Origin of the sequence: Thermus tengchongensis, from assembly GCF_021462405.1 — a bacterium.
In the GTDB taxonomy this organism is placed as follows: domain Bacteria; phylum Deinococcota; class Deinococci; order Deinococcales; family Thermaceae; genus Thermus; species Thermus tengchongensis.
Genome location: NZ_JAKEDU010000007.1, coordinates 24,323 through 39,684, shown reverse-complemented (window position 1 = coordinate 39,684; position 15,362 = coordinate 24,323). Strand labels below are relative to the sequence as shown.

Below are 15,362 nucleotides of genomic sequence, written 5' to 3'. Positions count from 1 at the left end.
CTCCCCTGCCGGGCCCCCTTACTGTGGAAGCAAACCCGGCTTCTCAGTTTATCATGCAAGCAGTATGGCCGATAACGCTAAGCTTATCCTGGATGAGCTACTGGCCGAGCTGGAGGAAAGGCGAAAAAGGGTCCTCCTCGGGGGAGGAGAGGAGCGCATCCGCAAGCAACACCAGCAGGGGAAGCTCACCGCCCGGGAGCGAATAGACTACCTCCTGGACGAGGGAAGTTTCGTGGAGCTCATGCCCTTCGCCGAGCACCTGGAAACCGGGCTCATGGAGGGCCTCGAGGCCCCGGCCGACGGGGTGGTGACGGGCTACGGCACCATCGGGGGCCGCCTGGTCTTCGTCTTCAGCCAGGACTTCACCGTCTTGGGAGGGTCCTTGGGCAAGATGCACGGGCGTAAAATCGCCAGCCTCATGGACCTGGCGGCCAAGGTGGGGGCCCCCATCATCGGCCTCAACGACTCCGCCGGGGCCCGCATCCAAGAAGGGGTGGACAGCCTCTCCGGGTACGGGGAGGTCTTCTACCGCAACGCCATCTACTCCGGGGTGGTGCCGCAGATCTCCGCCATCCTGGGGCCCTGCGCCGGGGGAGCGGTCTACAGCCCGGCCATGACCGACTTCATCCTCATGAGCCGGGGGACCAGCTACATGTTCATCACCGGCCCCGAGGTGATCCGGAGCGTGACCCGGGAGGAGGTGAGCTTTGAGGAGCTGGGCGGGGCGGAGGTGCACATGGAAAGGAGCGGGGTGGCCCACCTGGAGGGCAAGGACGACCAGGAGGTCCTGGACCTCATCAAAAAGCTCCTCTCCTACCTGCCGCAAAACAGCCGGGAAAAACCCCCGGTCCTGGAGCCCAAGGACGACCCCCACCGCCCCACTCCGGAGCTCCTGGAGATCGTCCATCCGGATGCCAAAAGGCCCTACAACATGCACCAGGTCATCAGGACCCTCCTGGACGAGGGGGAGTTTTTGGAGATCCAGCCGGGCTTCGCCCGGAACATCATCGTGGGCCTGGGAAGGCTTGGCGGCTACCCCGTGGGGGTCATCGCCAACAACCCCCGCTTCATGGCCGGGGCCCTGGACATCAACGCCTCCGACAAGGCCGCCCGCTTCATCCGCACCATGGATGCCTTCAACATCCCCCTCCTCACCCTGGTGGACGTGACCGGGTTCCTGCCCGGGGTGGCCCAGGAGCACGGGGGCATCATCCGCCACGGGGCCAAGATGCTCTTCGCCTACGCCGAGGCCACGGTGCCCAAGATCACCCTCATCGCCCGCAAGGCCTACGGGGGGGCCTACCTGGCCATGAACTCCAAGGACATGGGGGCGGACGTGGTCCTGGCTTGGCCCACGGCGGCGGTGGCGGTGATGGGGGCCGAGGGGGCGGCCAACATCATCTACCGCAAGGAGATCCAGTCCTCCCCCAACCCCGAGGAAACCCGCCGCCGGAAAATCGAGGAGTACAAGCGGGCCTTCGACAACCCCTGGGTGGCGGCGGCCCGGGGCTACATCGACGACGTCATCGACCCCACCCACACCCGGCGCATCCTTTACCGGCACCTGCGGATGCTCTGGGACAAAAAGGAGGAACGGCCCTTCAAGAAGCACGACAACATCCCCCTCTGAAACCCGAGGGCGCCGGGGTCGGCCCAAAGTCCTAGGACTTTGGGCCGTTTTCTTGGGGCGGCGGAGGACCTAGCCTGGACATGAAGGGGAGGTGAAGCCGAGATGAAACCCTATGCCAAGGCCCTTATCGGCGGGCTGGCCCTTCTTCTCCTCGCCGCCTGCTCCGGGCCACAGGGGGAGGTAGGGCCGCAGGAGATCGTGGTGACGGAAGGGATCCCTGCCCCCAGCGCCAAGGGGGTGGCGGTCCGGCCCCAGGGGAACCTCGAGGGCCAGCTGGCCTCCTTGGTGGGCTCCCAAACCACCCCCCTGGCGGTGGACGGGTGCGCCTACGGGGCCCCAAGCACGGTGCAGGTGAGCTACGCCATCAAGACACCGCCCGGACAGGCCTACCCCGCCTCCTTCAAGGTCTACACCACCTGGACCCACGAGGCAGGGGCATGGGTGGGGTCGGATGAGGCCACCGTCACCTTCCAAAGCGCCAGCGACCAGCCCAAAACGGTGATGCTCACCGTGCGGAATGGGGGTTCCCCTGCCACGGGCACCAGCGCCTTTACGGTGGAGCCCCGGGATCCCCAGCCCAGCTCCGGTCCCGGAAGGCTCCAGACACCTCCTGGGCAGTCCGAGGTCACCGTCCACGTGAGCTTCAACCCCTGCCCTGCCACCGACCCCCCTCCCCCCAACACGCCCCCTACCCTCACCGTGCCCAACTTCGTCCTGGCAGAGGCCACCGGCCCCGCCGGGGCCCAGGTGGCCTTCTCGGTCACGGCCACGGACCTCGAGGACGGGGACCTCACGGGGAGCGTGGTCTGCACCCCAGCAAGCGGCTCCCTCTTCCCCATCGGCGAAACCACGGTGACCTGCTCCGTAACCGACTCCGGGGGACTTTCCGCCAGCGCGAGCTTCCCCGTGTACGTGGAGGACTCCACCCCGCCCGTCTTCTCTGGCCTGCCGAGCGGCACCGTGACCCGGGTCGCCCAGAACCTCCAGGGGTGGCTCCTTAGCCTTGCCGACCTCGGCATCTCCGCCAGCGACCCCAACGGGGTGTCGGAGCCCGTAACCGTGACCTGCACCCCTGCGGAAGGGAGCCACATCCCCATCGGGGCCACCCAGACCGTGGTCTGCACTGCTAGGGACAGCGCCACCTACCGCGCCCCCGTAAGCGCCGCACCCCCTACCCCCAACGAGAGCCAGGCCAGCTTCCAGGTCTTCGTGACCCTGAACGTGAACCCTGCAGGCTTCTTACCCCCCTTGCGCATGGCCGCCCCGTATAGCGCCCACAAGCGGGGCTCCGCCATCCCCCACAAGTTCTACCCGCCCACCTACGCCGACGGCACCCCCGCCACGGACCTGGCCGACGGCCTGCGCCTTGTCCTCCACTACACCGGCAGCTGCAACTCCACAAGCGGGGAGGCAATCGAGGGCAACGACTACCCCACCGGCTCCACCGCCTGGCGCTACGATCCCGACAGCGGCCACTACATCTTCAACCTGAAGACCCAGGCTGGCTGGAACCTGGGCTGCTACCGCACCACGGTCTCCTACGCGGGCATCCCCCTGGCGGAGACCTACTTCAACCTCACCCGCTAGGGGTAAAGCCAGGGGATATGGGTAAACTGGGGCCAGGCCATGGTGAAGGTCTGGCTCCAGCTTCCCATCTACGCCGAGCAGGAAGCCTTGGCAGAGGCCCTGAAGGCCCGGGGCTTCGAGGTGGTGGAGCACCCCCTCCTGGCCCAGGTGGGCCTGGTGGAGGCCGACCGGGAGGTCCCCGCCCCGCCGCCGGTGCCCACGGTGATTCTCCTCAAGGACCCGGGCCAATCAACCCAAGCCCTGAAGAAGGGGTACAGGGGCTACCTCTACCCGGACCAGGGCCTCGAGGTCCTGGAAAAGGCCTTGAGGGCCGTGGCCCAGGGGGAGGTCTGGGCGGAAAGGCGGGTGGTGGCGGCCCTGGTGGGGGAGCCACTTCCCCACCTCACACAGCGGGAGAAGGAGGTGGCGGCCCTGGCCGCCCTTGGGCTCAGCAACGAGGAGATCGCCAAGGAGCTTGGCATCTCGGTGAAGACGGTGAAGGCCCACCTCTCCATCATCTTTCAGAAGCTGGGCGTGAAGAAGCGGAACCAGCTGGCCCACGTGCGCTTCCTGAGCTGATCTATCCCGCTAAAGGCCTAGGCCTCCTGGTGCAAAAGCCTTAAGACTTTTTGCTTAAAAAGACCTAGACCAAAAGCCCGTTGCTTGCCTTCGCCCCTGCCCCCATGCTGAGGGTGAAAGGAGGTCTTTATGAGGTCCACTAGAGCGTTTTGGTTCCTGGCTGGGGCCGCCCTGGCCTTGGTCCTGGCGGCCTGCGGCGGGCAGACGGGCTCCCTGGGAGCCAGCAGCTCCAGCCTGCAGGCGGCCAACGCTCCCCTCACCGGGGCCATCTACACCACCTTGGGGGACGGCTCCCTGGTGAACGGCAACGTCTACGACGCCAAGGAGGACGTCTACCTGAATGGTGGCCCGCCCCCCAACGCCCCCTGCACCGCCGCCGGCCTGCCGGACGGGGAGTACTACTTCCAGGTGACCGACCCCTCGGGGAGCACCCTCCTCACCACCGACCCCATCGACCACCGCCGGGTGCGGGTCCAGGGCGGGGTCTTCGTGGCGTACACGGGGGCCCTTTACGGAGGCACCCGCCAGGTGGGCGCGGGCAAGTGCCCCGGGGCTATCAGCGTGCAGCTCTTCCCCTACGCCGACACCCCTAACCCCGGTGGCGAGTACAAGGTCTGGGTCACCCGGGTGGCGGACTACGCTCCAGAAAGCGGGGTTCACGGGTTCCTGCCTGCCAAGAGCAAGACGGACAACTTCAAGGTGCGGATGCGGGGTGAGGAGCCTGCGGACGTGGTCATCTGGGGCTACAAGTGGTACGACGCTAACACCAACGGCATCTGGGATCCGGGGGAACCCGCCATCCCCGGCTGGCGCGTCGAGAAGGAACCCCCCACCCCCTCCGAGGTGACCTACACCTCCGCCAGCGGCCAGTACAGCTTCCTGGTGCCTAAGAACTCCGGCAGCTACACCCTCACCGAGGTGCCCCCGCCCCCCGGCTGGTGGCCCGCGGGCCGCTGGCTCAACACCACCCCCACCTCGGGCACGGTCACGGTAGGCACCGCCGATGTCCACGGCCCCGACTTCGGCAACGTCTGCCTGGGCGCAGGGGGCGGCCGGACCCTGGGCTTCTGGAGCAACCGCAACGGCCAGAACACCATGAACGGCCTGGGGATGAACACGGTCTTAGCGGAGCTTAGGAACCTCCACCTGGTGGGGGCGAACGGAAACCCCTTTGACCCCACGAGCTACAGCGAGTTCCGCTCCTGGCTCCTCGGGGCCAATGCCACCAACATGGCCTACATGCTCTCCGCCCAGATGGCGGCCATGTACCTGAACGTGCGGGCGGGGTTCGTGGAGGGAAGCGCCCTGGTCTACGCCCCAGGGACCCAGAGCGCTAACGCGGCGGGCTTCGCTCAGGTGAGCGCCCTTCTGGCCGAGGCCGACGCCGAGCTGGCCCTTCACCCCACGGCCTTTGCCGGCGATCCCTGGCGCACCTACCAGGAGGCCCTGAAGAACGCCCTGGACTGGGCCAACAACAACCAGACCTTTGTCCAGCCGGGCCCTGAGGCCTGCCCCTTCGATTCCCCCTATTGAGGGAAGGGATCGCTTAGCCCCCGCCCCTTTGGGGCGGGGGTTTGCTACCCTTAGGGGCGTGGACCTGGTCCGCTTCCGGGAGGAGCTCACCGCCTGCCGCCTCTGCCCCCGGCTGGTGGCCTGGCGGGAGGAGGTGGGACGAACCAAGCGCCGGGCCTACCGGGACTGGCACTACTGGGCCAAGCCCGTCCCCGGCTTCGGGGACCCCCAGGCCCGGCTGGTCCTCTTCGGCCTGGCCCCCGGGGCCCACGGCTCCAACCGCACGGGCCGCCCCTTCACCGGGGACGCCTCCGGGACCTTCCTCTATCCCCTCCTCTACGAGGCGGGGCTCGCCAGTAAGCCCACCAGTGAGCCCGGGGATGACCTCCGGCTCTTTGGGGTCTACCTCACCGCCGCGGTGCGCTGCGCCCCGCCGGGGAACAAGCCCACCCGGGAAGAGCTCCTGGCCTGTAGCGCCTGGACCCGGGTGGAGCTTGGGCTTCTGCCGGAGGCCCGGGTCTACCTCGCCCTGGGAAGGGTGGCCCTCGAGGCCCTCCTGGACCACTTCGGCCTGAAGAAGTCGGCCCACCCCTTCTTCCACGGGGCCCACTACCCCCTGCCCCAGGGCAAGCACCTCCTCGCCAGCTATCACGTCTCCCGGCAGAACACCCAGACGGGGCGGCTCACCCGGGAGATGTTCCTGGAAGTCCTGCTAAGGGCTAAAGCCCTCGCCGGGCTTTGAGCCAAGCCATAAGGTCTTCGTAGGAGAGGGTGTTCAGCACCCTCTCGGGTCCGATCCAGGCCCTTTGCGCCGTGCCCACCGCCAGCTCCATGAAGCGCAGGTGATCCGCTTGGTGGGCGTCGGTGGAGAGGCTGATCCAAAGCCCCATCCCGTAGGCCATCCGGGCCAGGTCGTCGGGGAGGTCCATGCGGTCGTAGTAGCCGTCGATCTCCACCGCCACCCCCCGCTCCTTGGCCTTGCGGAAGATGGCCTCCCAGTCGGCTTCGATGGGGGGCCTCCGGCCGATCAAGCGGGCCGTGGGGTGGGCCAGCACGTGTACGAAGGGGTTCTCCAGGGCCCGTAGGATCCTCTTGGTCTGCTCGGCCTTGGAAAGCTTAAAGCTTGAGTGGATGGAAATGAGGACCAGATCCAGCTCCCGCAAAACCCAGTCCGGGTAGTCCAGGGAACCATCGGGCCGGATGTCCACCTCGGCCCCCGCCAGCAGGTAGGGGGGGCCGTGGCCCTCGTTGAAGCGGCGGATGGCCTCGATGCGCTTCAGGGCCTCTTCCGGGGAAGGCCCCCCCGCCACCCGCACCGCCGGGGAGTGGTCGGTGACCCCCAGGTACTCGTAGCCCAGAGCCCTGGCCGCCTCCCAGAGCTCCTCCAACGAGTTTTGCCCATCGGAGTAGGTGGAGTGGACCTGGAGGTCCCCCTTCACCTGGGAAAGCTCCAGAAGGGTAGGAAGACGGCCCTCGAGGGCCGCCTCGATCTCCCCGTGGTCCTCCCTAAGGGGTGGGGGGATGAAGGGGAGGCCCAGGGCTTCATAAATCCCTTCCTCCGTCTCCCCAGCCAGGCGCTCCTCCCCGCGGAAAAGCCCGTACTCGGAAAGCTTCAAACCCCTTTCCTGGGCAAGGCCCCGGAGCCGGATGGAGTGCTCCTTGCTCCCCGTGAGGTACTGGAGCCCGGAGCCCCAACTCTCGGGCGGCACCACCCTCAGGTCCACCTGGAGGCCGTTTTTCAAAAACACCGTGGCCCGCTCCTTGCCCTGGGCGTACACCTCCTTCACCTGAGGAAGCTTCACGAACGCCTTCACCACCTCCTCGCTTCTTTCGCTGGCCACCAGGTAGTCCAGGTCCCCCACCGTGTCCTTATACCGTCGGGCGGACCCGCAAAGTTCCGCCCTCTCCACCCCGGGCAGATCCCGGATGGCAGCAAGGAGGTTTCTCGCCAAGGAAAGCGCCGCTCCCAAGGGCCTTCGCTTGCCCGCCACCTGCACCAGGGCCAGGCCCTCTCGGATGCGCTCGGCCTTCTTCTGGCCAAAGCCCTTCAGGCGAAGGAGATCGCCCCTATCCAGGGCTTCCCTTAGTTTTTCCAGGGAGTCGATGCCCAGCTCGTCGTAGAGCTGCCGGGCAGTCTTGGGCCCCACCCCGGGCACCTCCATCACCGCCAAAACCCCCTTTGGCACCCGCTCTGCAAGCTCCCGGTGCTTCCTAATCTCCCCGGTTTTGATAAACTCCAAGATCTTTTCCGCCAGATCGGGCCCAATCCCGGGAAGGGCCAGCAGGGCTTCCCTTCCTCCCTTGGCCACCTCCTCAATGGGAGTATCCAGGTCATACAGGGTGCGAGCCGCCTGGTAATAGGCCCGCACCCTGAAGGGGTTGTCCCCCAAGAACTCGCTCATGAGCCCGATCTCCTCAAAGAGGCGGGCCAGCTCCTGGTTCCTCATGCCCTCACTATACGGGTATACTGGGCCTGCCCATGCCTCCACCGGACCGGTTCCGCAAGGCGGTTTTGGAGATGCTGAAACAGGAGGGCCGCCCTCTTCACTACACCGAGGTGGGCCGCCGCTTGAAGGAAGCGGGGCTCTGGGCCGAGGTGAAGGAGCCGGAAAAAATCGCCAAGATCCGGCTTTCCGCCTTAGCCCGTTGGTCCAGAAGCCCGGTGGTGGCCCTGGGAAAGGGGTTTTACGCCCTCAGGGAAGAAGGCGATACGAGCCCAGAACCTTAAGGTAGTTGGACCTCTCTAGGGCGGCGGGTTCCGCCACCTTAAGGTAGCTCATCACCCCCCGCATCTCCCCCACGCTTGCGTACTCTTTTTCCTCCATAAAGGTCTTGAGTTCCTCCAGTACGGTACGGAAGTGCCCGGGCCCCTTTTCCAGGACGGCCGAGGTCATCATCACCACCTGCGCCCCAGCCAAAAGCCCCTTGGCCGCCTCCTTTCCCGAATGCACACCCCCCGTCAAGGCCAGCTCCAGGCCGACCCGGCCGTAGAGGAGGGCGATCCAGTGGATGCGCAAAAGGGCCTCGTAGGGGCGGGAAAGGCTCAGGGTGGGCACCACCGAAAGGGTCTCCAGGTCGAAGTCGGGTTGGTAGAAGCGGTTGAAGAGGACCAGGGCCCGGGCCCCTGTGGCTTCCACCTGTTTGGCGAAGTGGGCGAAGGCGGTGAAGGCGTGCCCCACCTTAACCGCCACGGGGATGCGCACGCTTTCCACCACCGCCCGGATGGTATCCAGGTACATGGCCTCCACTTCCGCCCCGGAAAGGGTGGGGTCGGTGGGAATGTAGTAGAGGTTGAGCTCTATAGCGTCTGCCCCTGCGTCTTCCAGAAGCTTGGCGTACTCCACCCAGCCCCCCCGGCTCACCCCGTTGATGCTGGCGATGATGGGGACGGACACCCGCTCCTTGGCCCGGGCGAGGAGGTCCAGGTGCCGCTCGGGGGTCAGGCGGTACTCGTGGGCCTTGGGGAAGTAGCTTAGGGCCTCGGCGTAGCTCTCGTGGCCGTAGTGGAGGTAGTGGTCCAGCATCTCCTCCTCGAGGGTCACCTGCTCCTCAAAAAGGGAGTGCATGACGATGGCCGCCGCCCCCCCGTCCTCCAGGCGCAAGAACCCGTCCAGCTTTTCGGTCAGGGGTGAAGCGGAGGCCACCAGGGGGTGCTCCAAGGCCAAGCCCAGGTACGTGGTCCTCAGGTCCATACATCCTCCTCAGCTTGCCACGGCCTCCTTGGAGGCCGCCATGCGGGAAAGCCTTTCCCACCTGGCCCTCACCGCCTCCTCCGCTGCCTTGAGGAAGGCCTCGGCCTCCTCGGGGTGGGTCTGGAGTAGGAGGCGGTAGCGGTTTTCCGCGTAGAGGTACTCCCTGAGGGGCAGGGTGGGGGGCTTGGAGTCCAGGAAGAGGCCTTGGCCGGGGAGGTAGCGGAAAAGCGGCCAGTAGCCGGAGCGCTCCGCCAGCTTCTGGTGGTCCATGCCCTTGGCCATGTCGATGCCGTGGGCGATGCAGTGGCTGTAGGCGATGAGGAGGGCGGGGCCTTGGTGGGCTTCGGCCTCGAGGAAGGCCTTCACCGTGTGGGCATCGTTCGCCCCCATGGCGATCTGGGCCACGTACACATGCCCGTAGCTCATGGCCATGAAGGCCAGGTCCTTCTTGGGCGTGGCCTTGCCCGCCGTGGCGAACTTGGCCACCGCCCCGAGCCCCGTGGCCTTGGAGGCCTGCCCGCCGGTGTTGGAGTAGACCTCGGTGTCCAGGACCAGGACCTTCACGTTGGCCCCGCTGGAGAGCACGTGGTCCAGGCCGCCGTAGCCGATGTCGTAGGCCCAGCCGTCCCCGCCCACAATCCAGACCGAGTGGGGGATGAGGGCATCGGCGACGGCCAGGAGGTCCCGGGCCCTGGGGTCCTCCAGGCCCCCAAGCCGCTCCCGCAAGAGGGCCACATCCTGGCGCCTCGCCTCCACCTCCTCTGGCCCCACGGGCTTAAGGAGCCTCGCCAAAAGCTCCTCCCCCAGCACCTCACGGAACCTGGGCAAAAGCTTCCTGGCGTACTCTGCCTTCTTGTCCAGGGCGAGGCGCATCCCCAAGCCAAACTCGGCGTTGTCCTCAAAGAGGGAGTTGGCCCAGGCGGGGCCCCGGCCCTCCTTGTTCTTGCTCCAGGGGGTGGTGGGCAGGTTCCCCCCGTAGATGGAGCTGCACCCGGTGGCGTTGGCCACGACCAGGCGGTCCCCGAAGAGCTGGGAGAGGAGCCTCAGGTAGGGGGTTTCCCCGCAGCCCGCGCAGGCCCCAGGGAACTCAAACAAAGGCTCCAGAAGTTGCACATCCTTCACGGTGTGGAGCTTAAGGCCGGCCCTGGGGGTTTCCGGAAGGGAGAGGAAGAAGTCCCAGTGCCGGTTCATCTCTTCCCGCACCTCGAGGCGCGGTGCCATGTTCAGCGCCTTGCGACTGGGGTTCTGCTTGTCCTTGGCCGGGCAGGCCTCCACGCAGAGGGTGCACCCCGTGCAGTCGTCCGGGCTGATGGCCAGGGTAAACTCCCCGGAAAGCTCCTTCCACATGGCCTTGCGGTGGGGGAAGCCCTCAGGGGCACCCGCCAAGGCCCCCTCGGGCACCACCTTGGCCCGGATCACCGCATGGGGGCAGACCAAGACGCACTTCCCGCACTGCACGCACACCTTCGGGTCCCAGGTGGGCACGAACTCGGCGATGCCCCGCTTCTCGTACCTGGCCGTCCCCGTGGGGTAGGTTCCATCCGGGGGAAAGGCGGAAACCGGCAAGGCGTCGCCGAGCCCCAGGGCAATGGGCCCAAGCACCTCCCGCACAAAGGCAGGCGGGTGGTCCACCATAGGGGGCACCAGTTCCTTTTCCGAGGTGATCCTTCCGGGTATGGGCAGGGGTTCCACTGCCTCAAAACCCAGCTCCACCGCCTGGAAGTTCCTTTCCAGCACCGATCGGCCCCGCTTGCCGTAGGTTTTCTCAATGCCCTTCTTGATGCGGGCCTTGGCCTCTTCCTCAGGGAGCACTCCGGAAAGCTTGAAGAAGGCGGCCTGCATGATGGTGTTGATGCGCCCCGGCAACCCCACCTGGCGGGCCAGGTCGTAAGCGTTCACTACGTAGACCTTGAGCTTCTTTCTGAGGATTTCCTCCTGCACGGGCTTGGGCAGGCGGTCCCAGACCTCCTCCTTGGGGTAAGGGCTGTTGATGAGGACCGTGGCCCCCTCCTCCGCCACGTCCAGCATGGGCAGGCGCTCCAGGAAACCCCATTGGTGGATGCCCACGAAGTTCGCCCGCCGCACCAGGTAGGGCTTGTTCAGGGGATTGGGACCGAAGCGCAGGTGGCTCACCGTACGGGAGCCCGATTTCTTGGAGTCGTAGACGAAGTACCCTTGGGCGTAAAGGGGCGTCTCCTCCCCGATGATCTTGATGGTGCTCTTGTTGGCGCTCACGGTGCCGTCCGCCCCCAGGGCAAAGAAGACCGCCCGCACCGAGGCCGGGTCTTCAAAGTCCACCTCGGGATAAGGGAGGCTCGTGCCCGTCACGTCGTCCACGATGCCCACGGTGAAGCCGTGACGGGGGCGCTCTTTGGCAAGCTCCTCAAAAACCCCCAGGGCCATGGCCGGGGTGAACTCCTTGGAGGAAAGCCCGTAGCGCCCGCCCACGAGAACAGGCACCTCCCCGCCCCTGAGGGCAAAGGCCGCCGCCACCTCCTGGAAGAGGGGCTCCCCCACCGCCCCCGGTTCCTTGCCCCGGTCCAGAACCGCCACCTTGCGGACCGTCTTGGGAATGGCGGCGAGGAAACCCTCCACGTGGAAGGGCCGGTAGAGCCTTACGCGAACCATCCCCACCTTCTCCCCGCGCCGGAGGAGGTACTCCACCGCCTCCTCCACCGCCCAGGAGGCCGAGCCCATGACCACCACCACCCTTTCCGCCTCCGGGTGGCCGAAGTACTCGTAGGGGAGGTAGCGGCGCCCGGTGATCTCCCCGAAGCGGGCCATGGTCTCGGCCACCACCTGGGGAAAGCGGCGGTAGAAGGGGTTGATGGCCTCGCGGTTTTGGAAGTAGTGGTCGGGGTTTTGCGCCGTGCCCCGGATGGCCGGAGCCTCGGGGGTAAGGGCGCGCTTACGGAAGGCCTCGAGGGCCTCAAAGGGGAAGAGGGCCCTGAGCTCCCGGTCGGAAAGGGGCAGGATCTTCTGCACCTCGTGGGAGGTGCGGAACCCATCCATGGCGTGGAGGACGGGAAGGCTGGCCTGCAAGGCGGAGGCGTGGGCGATGGCCGCTAGGTCCTGGGCCGCCTGCACCGAGTCCGAAACCAGGAGGCCCCACCCCGTGGGCCTGACCGCGTAGAGGTCCTGGTGGTCCCCGAAGATGGAAAGCGCATGGGTGGCTAGGGAGCGGGCGGCCACGTGAATAACCCCTGGAAGGGCCTGGCCGGCGATCTTGTACATGTCGGGGATCATGAGGAGAAGGCCCTGGCTGGCGGTGAAGGTGGTGGCCAAAACCCCTTCCTGCAGGGCCCCGTGAAGCGCCCCCGCCGCCCCGCCTTCGGACTGCATCTCCACCACCTTGGGGACCAGCCCGAAGAGGTTGGGCTCCCCCCTGGCCGCCCACTCGTCGGAAAGCTCCGCCATGGGGCTGGACGGGGTTATGGGATAAATGGCGATCACCTCGCTTAGGCGGTAGGCCACCCGGGCCACCGCCTCATTGCCGTCCACGGTGATGGGACGCATAGGCTTCACCTCTTCCCCACCTTAACCCTCCCGCGGGTGAAAAATGTCCCCTTGTAGTAGCATGGCCACATGTCCGCCTGGCGGTACCTCCTCGCCCTCTTCCTGGTGGCGGCGGCTTTCCTCTGGGAAAGCTACCGGCCTTTCCTCCTGCTTTTGGCCGGCCTTGCCCTCCTCCTGGGAAGGCCCCGAAGCTGTCCCAAGGCTTGACGGAAGCTCCCCGGGAGGCAAGACTTGGGGGCGTGAGCGCCTTTCAGGAAAACCTAGAGAAGCTGGCCGAGCTGGCCATCCGCGTGGGGCTAAACCTGGAGAAGGGGCAGGAGGTCATCGCCACCGCCCCCATCGAGGCGGTGGACTTTGTCCGCCTTCTAGCGGAAAAAGCATATGGACACGGGGCCAGCCTCTTCACGGTCATCTACGGGGACAACGCGATAGCCCGTAAGCGGCTCTCCCTGGCGCCCGAGGAAGGCCTGGACAAAGCCCCAGCCTGGCTCTACGAGGGCATGGCCAAGGCCTTCCGCGAAGGGGCGGCCCGTCTGGCGGTTTCCGGCAACGACCCCAAGGCCTTGGAGGGCCTGCCCCCCGAGCGCATCGGCCGGGCGCAACAGGCGCAGAGCCGAGCCTACAAACCCGCGCTGGAGGCCATCAGCCAGTTCGTCACCAACTGGACCATCGTGCCCTACGCCCACCCTGGCTGGGCCAAAGCGGTCTTCCCCGGCCTTCCCGAGGAGGAAGCAGTGGCCAGGCTCTGGCAGGCCATCTTCCAGGCCACCCGGGCGGATGCCGAAGACCCCGTGGCCGCCTGGGAGGCCCACAACCGCAACCTCCACCAAAAGGTGGCCTACTTGAACGAGCGGCGCTTCCACGCCCTCCACTTCCGGGGCCCGGGCACGGACCTGGTGGTGGGCTTGGCGGAGGGCCACCTCTGGCAAGGCGGGGCCACCCCCACCAAAAAGGGCCTCCTCTGCAACCCCAACCTGCCCACGGAGGAGGTCTTCACCGCCCCCCACCGGGAGCGGGTGGAGGGGGTGGTGCGCTCCACCCGGCCCCTGGCCCTAGGGGGGCAACTGGTGGAGGGCCTCTGGGCCCGGTTTGAAAAGGGGTACGCGGTGGAGGTGGGGGCGGAAAAGGGCGAGGAGGTGCTTCTCAAGGTCCTGGCCACCGACGAGGGGGCCAGGCGCCTGGGGGAGGTGGCCCTGGTGGCGGCGGACAACCCCATCGCCCAAACGGGTTTGGTCTTCTTCGACACCCTTTTTGACGAAAACGCCGCCAGCCACATCGCCTTCGGCCAGGCCTATGCCGAGAACCTCGAGGGCCGCCCCAGCGGCGAGGCCTTCCGCAGCCGTGGAGGCAACGAGAGCCTGGTGCACATCGACTGGATGATCGGCTCGGAAGAGGTGGACGTGGACGGGCTCTACCCGGACGGCACCCGGGTACCCCTCATGCGCCAGGGGCTTTGGGTGATCTGATCCCACCCCATGGAGGGGGCATGGCCCTCAGGGGAAAGCCCAGCGCAAAAGGGCACCAAGCCGATACCGGGGCCCTCCGCCAATGCGGAGGGCCCGTCTTCATGCGCATTATTTCACGATTTCACGGACTTGTGCTTTATCTCCCCGCTAAGCGGCGGCCAAAGCCTCCTGGAACCAGGCCACGAGGTCTTCAGGGGCCTCGAGGCCTACAGAAACCCGCACAAGCCCCGGGGTCACCCCCGCTTGCAGCCTTCCCTCCTCCGGAAGCCGGCTGTGGGTGGTGGTCCAGGGGTGGACCAGGAGGGTGCGGGCATCCCCCAGGTTGGCGGCCTTGGGGAGGGGTATGGCCTTCAGGAAACGGCTCGCTGCTTCCTGGCTTCCCAGGTCCAGGGTGAGCATGGGCCCCCCTGAGGCCAGGTACTTCCGGGCCATGGGGTGGGCGGGGTCCTCGGGCAAACCGGGGTAACGCAGGGCCTTCACCTTGGGGTGCCCCCGCAAGGCCTCGGCCAGGCGAAGGGCGGTTTCGCTCATGCGCCGCACCCGGAGGGCCACGGTTTCCAAACCCTGAAAGAGAAGGTAGACGTTGAAGGGGGAAAGGGCCATGCCCATAAGGGATAGCCCCAAGGTCCGCACCCGCTCCGGATAACACCGGGGTCCCAGGGCCTCCCAAGGCACCTGGCCCCGGGCATCCTTTTCCAGGAACTGGGGATAGTTTTGCCAGATGCGGCTTTCCCTCACCACCACAGCCCCGCCCAGCACGGAGCCGTGCCCCGAGGCCCATTTGGTGAGGCTTTCCACCACCACGTGGGCCCCCCACTGGAGGGGTTTGGCCAAGGCTCCCGTGGCGCCAAAGGTGTTGTCCACCACCAGGGCGAGGCCCCTTTCCTCCGCCAAGGAGGCTAGCTCCTCGAGGTCCGGCACCACCAGGGCGGGGTTGGCCATGGTCTCCACGAAGATGGCCCGGGTCCTCCCCGTGAGGGCCTCCCGCACCCGGTCGGGCTCGGGCTCCACGTAGCGGACCCCTATGCCCATGGGGGCTAAAACCTGCTGGAAAAGGCCGATGGTCTGGCCGAAAAGCCCCTTGGCCGCCACCACCTCGTCCCCCGGGCGCAGGAGGGAAAAGAGGGCGGCGAAGGTGGCCGCCTGGCCTGAGGCAAAGACCAAGGCCTCCATGCCCCCTTCCAAAGCCTTTAACCGCTCCTCCAGGGCTTTGCCGGTGGGGTCCTTCTGCCTCGCGTAAACGTAACCCTCCCCGGTGGCAAAGCGCTCCGCCCCTTCCTCCAAGGTCTTAAAGCCGTAGGCGGCCACCGCGTAGATGGGGAGGCCCAAAGCCCCGTGGGGGTCCTGGGGAAGCCCTGAAAGCACCGCCAGGGTCTCGTACTCCATACCCCCTAGTGTACC

The 15,362-nt window shown here is 66.7% G+C and carries 12 protein-coding genes; 8 read left to right on the top strand and 4 right to left on the bottom strand.

The features are described 5' to 3' along the window. Positions 1-64 precede the first annotated feature (64 nt). The 5 genes from L1087_RS09155 (at position 65) to L1087_RS09135 (ending at position 6,029) form a co-directional block, all read left to right on the top strand. On the top strand, positions 65-1,630 hold the full coding sequence (locus tag L1087_RS09155) for an acyl-CoA carboxylase subunit beta (protein ID WP_234558616.1): 1,566 nt from the start codon (positions 65-67) through the stop codon (positions 1,628-1,630). 102 nt (positions 1,631-1,732) lie between these two features. Next, positions 1,733-3,217 carry a PxKF domain-containing protein gene (locus L1087_RS09150; protein WP_234558614.1) on the top strand — a complete coding sequence of 495 codons (1,485 nt, stop codon included), beginning with the start codon at positions 1,733-1,735 and terminating at the stop codon, positions 3,215-3,217. 39 nt (positions 3,218-3,256) lie between these two features. Continuing rightward, entirely contained in the window at positions 3,257-3,775 is a 519-nt protein-coding gene (locus L1087_RS13320) for a helix-turn-helix domain-containing protein (protein ID WP_038042398.1), read from the top strand. A 129-nt stretch (positions 3,776-3,904) separates the two neighbouring features. Beyond that, entirely contained in the window at positions 3,905-5,308 is a 1,404-nt protein-coding gene (locus L1087_RS09140) for a hypothetical protein (protein ID WP_135342965.1), read from the top strand. A 58-nt stretch (positions 5,309-5,366) separates the two neighbouring features. After that, a complete protein-coding gene (locus tag L1087_RS09135; RefSeq protein WP_234558612.1) occupies positions 5,367-6,029 on the top strand; it encodes a uracil-DNA glycosylase in 663 nt (220 codons plus the stop codon). On the opposite strand, the gene polX is transcribed toward L1087_RS09135, so the two are convergent. After that, positions 6,007-7,734, bottom strand: coding sequence for a DNA polymerase/3'-5' exonuclease PolX (polX, locus tag L1087_RS09130; RefSeq protein WP_234558610.1), 1,728 nt, complete (start codon positions 7,732-7,734; stop codon positions 6,007-6,009). The two genes, L1087_RS09135 and polX, sit on opposite strands and share 23 nt — an antisense overlap. Positions 7,735-7,766: 32 nt before the next feature. Between polX and L1087_RS09125 the strand changes: the two genes are divergently transcribed. Next, entirely contained in the window at positions 7,767-8,015 is a 249-nt protein-coding gene (locus L1087_RS09125) for a hypothetical protein (RefSeq protein ID WP_015717202.1), read from the top strand. Here L1087_RS09125 and L1087_RS09120 read toward each other — a convergent pair. Together L1087_RS09120 and nifJ are read right to left on the bottom strand one after the other, a co-directional pair. Beyond that, positions 7,981-8,979: a dihydroorotate dehydrogenase-like protein gene (locus L1087_RS09120; RefSeq protein WP_234558608.1), complete on the bottom strand. Its 999-nt coding sequence runs from the start codon at positions 8,977-8,979 to the stop codon at positions 7,981-7,983. The two genes, L1087_RS09125 and L1087_RS09120, sit on opposite strands and share 35 nt — an antisense overlap. Positions 8,980-8,988: 9 nt before the next feature. Then, on the bottom strand, positions 8,989-12,495 hold the full coding sequence (nifJ, locus tag L1087_RS09115; protein WP_234558607.1) for a pyruvate:ferredoxin (flavodoxin) oxidoreductase: 3,507 nt from the start codon (positions 12,493-12,495) through the stop codon (positions 8,989-8,991). 69 nt (positions 12,496-12,564) lie between these two features. On the opposite strand from nifJ, the gene L1087_RS09110 reads away from it, so the two are divergent. Both L1087_RS09110 and L1087_RS09105 read left to right on the top strand, forming a co-directional pair. Next, positions 12,565-12,702 (top strand): hypothetical protein, encoded by a 138-nt coding sequence (locus L1087_RS09110; RefSeq protein ID WP_167764554.1) that lies wholly within the window; start codon positions 12,565-12,567, stop codon positions 12,700-12,702. 32 nt (positions 12,703-12,734) lie between these two features. Further along, positions 12,735-13,961 (top strand): aminopeptidase, encoded by a 1,227-nt coding sequence (locus tag L1087_RS09105; RefSeq protein ID WP_234558605.1) that lies wholly within the window; start codon positions 12,735-12,737, stop codon positions 13,959-13,961. Positions 13,962-14,108: 147 nt separating this feature from the next. Here the strand turns inward: L1087_RS09105 and L1087_RS09100 are convergent, their stop codons facing one another. Continuing rightward, the gene (locus L1087_RS09100; RefSeq protein WP_234558603.1) at positions 14,109-15,347 is read right to left on the bottom strand and encodes an O-acetylhomoserine aminocarboxypropyltransferase/cysteine synthase family protein; all 1,239 of its coding nucleotides are present in this window, start codon (positions 15,345-15,347) and stop codon (positions 14,109-14,111) included. Positions 15,348-15,362: the final 15 nt, after the last annotated feature.

What these genes read in the sequence shown, in the direction of transcription:
- L1087_RS09140 (WP_135342965.1), top strand. Translation starts at nt 3,905, where the DNA reads ATGAGGTCCACTAGAGCGTTTTGGTTCCTGGCTGGGGCCGCCCTGGCC.
- polX (WP_234558610.1), bottom strand. Translation starts at nt 7,734, where the DNA reads ATGAGGAACCAGGAGCTGGCCCGCCTCTTTGAGGAGATCGGGCTCATG.
- nifJ (WP_234558607.1), bottom strand. Translation starts at nt 12,495, where the DNA reads ATGCGTCCCATCACCGTGGACGGCAATGAGGCGGTGGCCCGGGTGGCC.
- L1087_RS09125 (WP_015717202.1), top strand. Translation starts at nt 7,767, where the DNA reads ATGCCTCCACCGGACCGGTTCCGCAAGGCGGTTTTGGAGATGCTGAAA.
- L1087_RS09100 (WP_234558603.1), bottom strand. Translation starts at nt 15,347, where the DNA reads ATGGAGTACGAGACCCTGGCGGTGCTTTCAGGGCTTCCCCAGGACCCC.
- L1087_RS13320 (WP_038042398.1), top strand. Translation starts at nt 3,257, where the DNA reads ATGGTGAAGGTCTGGCTCCAGCTTCCCATCTACGCCGAGCAGGAAGCC.
- L1087_RS09150 (WP_234558614.1), top strand. Translation starts at nt 1,733, where the DNA reads ATGAAACCCTATGCCAAGGCCCTTATCGGCGGGCTGGCCCTTCTTCTC.
- L1087_RS09110 (WP_167764554.1), top strand. Translation starts at nt 12,565, where the DNA reads ATGTCCGCCTGGCGGTACCTCCTCGCCCTCTTCCTGGTGGCGGCGGCT.
- L1087_RS09155 (WP_234558616.1), top strand. Translation starts at nt 65, where the DNA reads ATGGCCGATAACGCTAAGCTTATCCTGGATGAGCTACTGGCCGAGCTG.
- L1087_RS09120 (WP_234558608.1), bottom strand. Translation starts at nt 8,979, where the DNA reads ATGGACCTGAGGACCACGTACCTGGGCTTGGCCTTGGAGCACCCCCTG.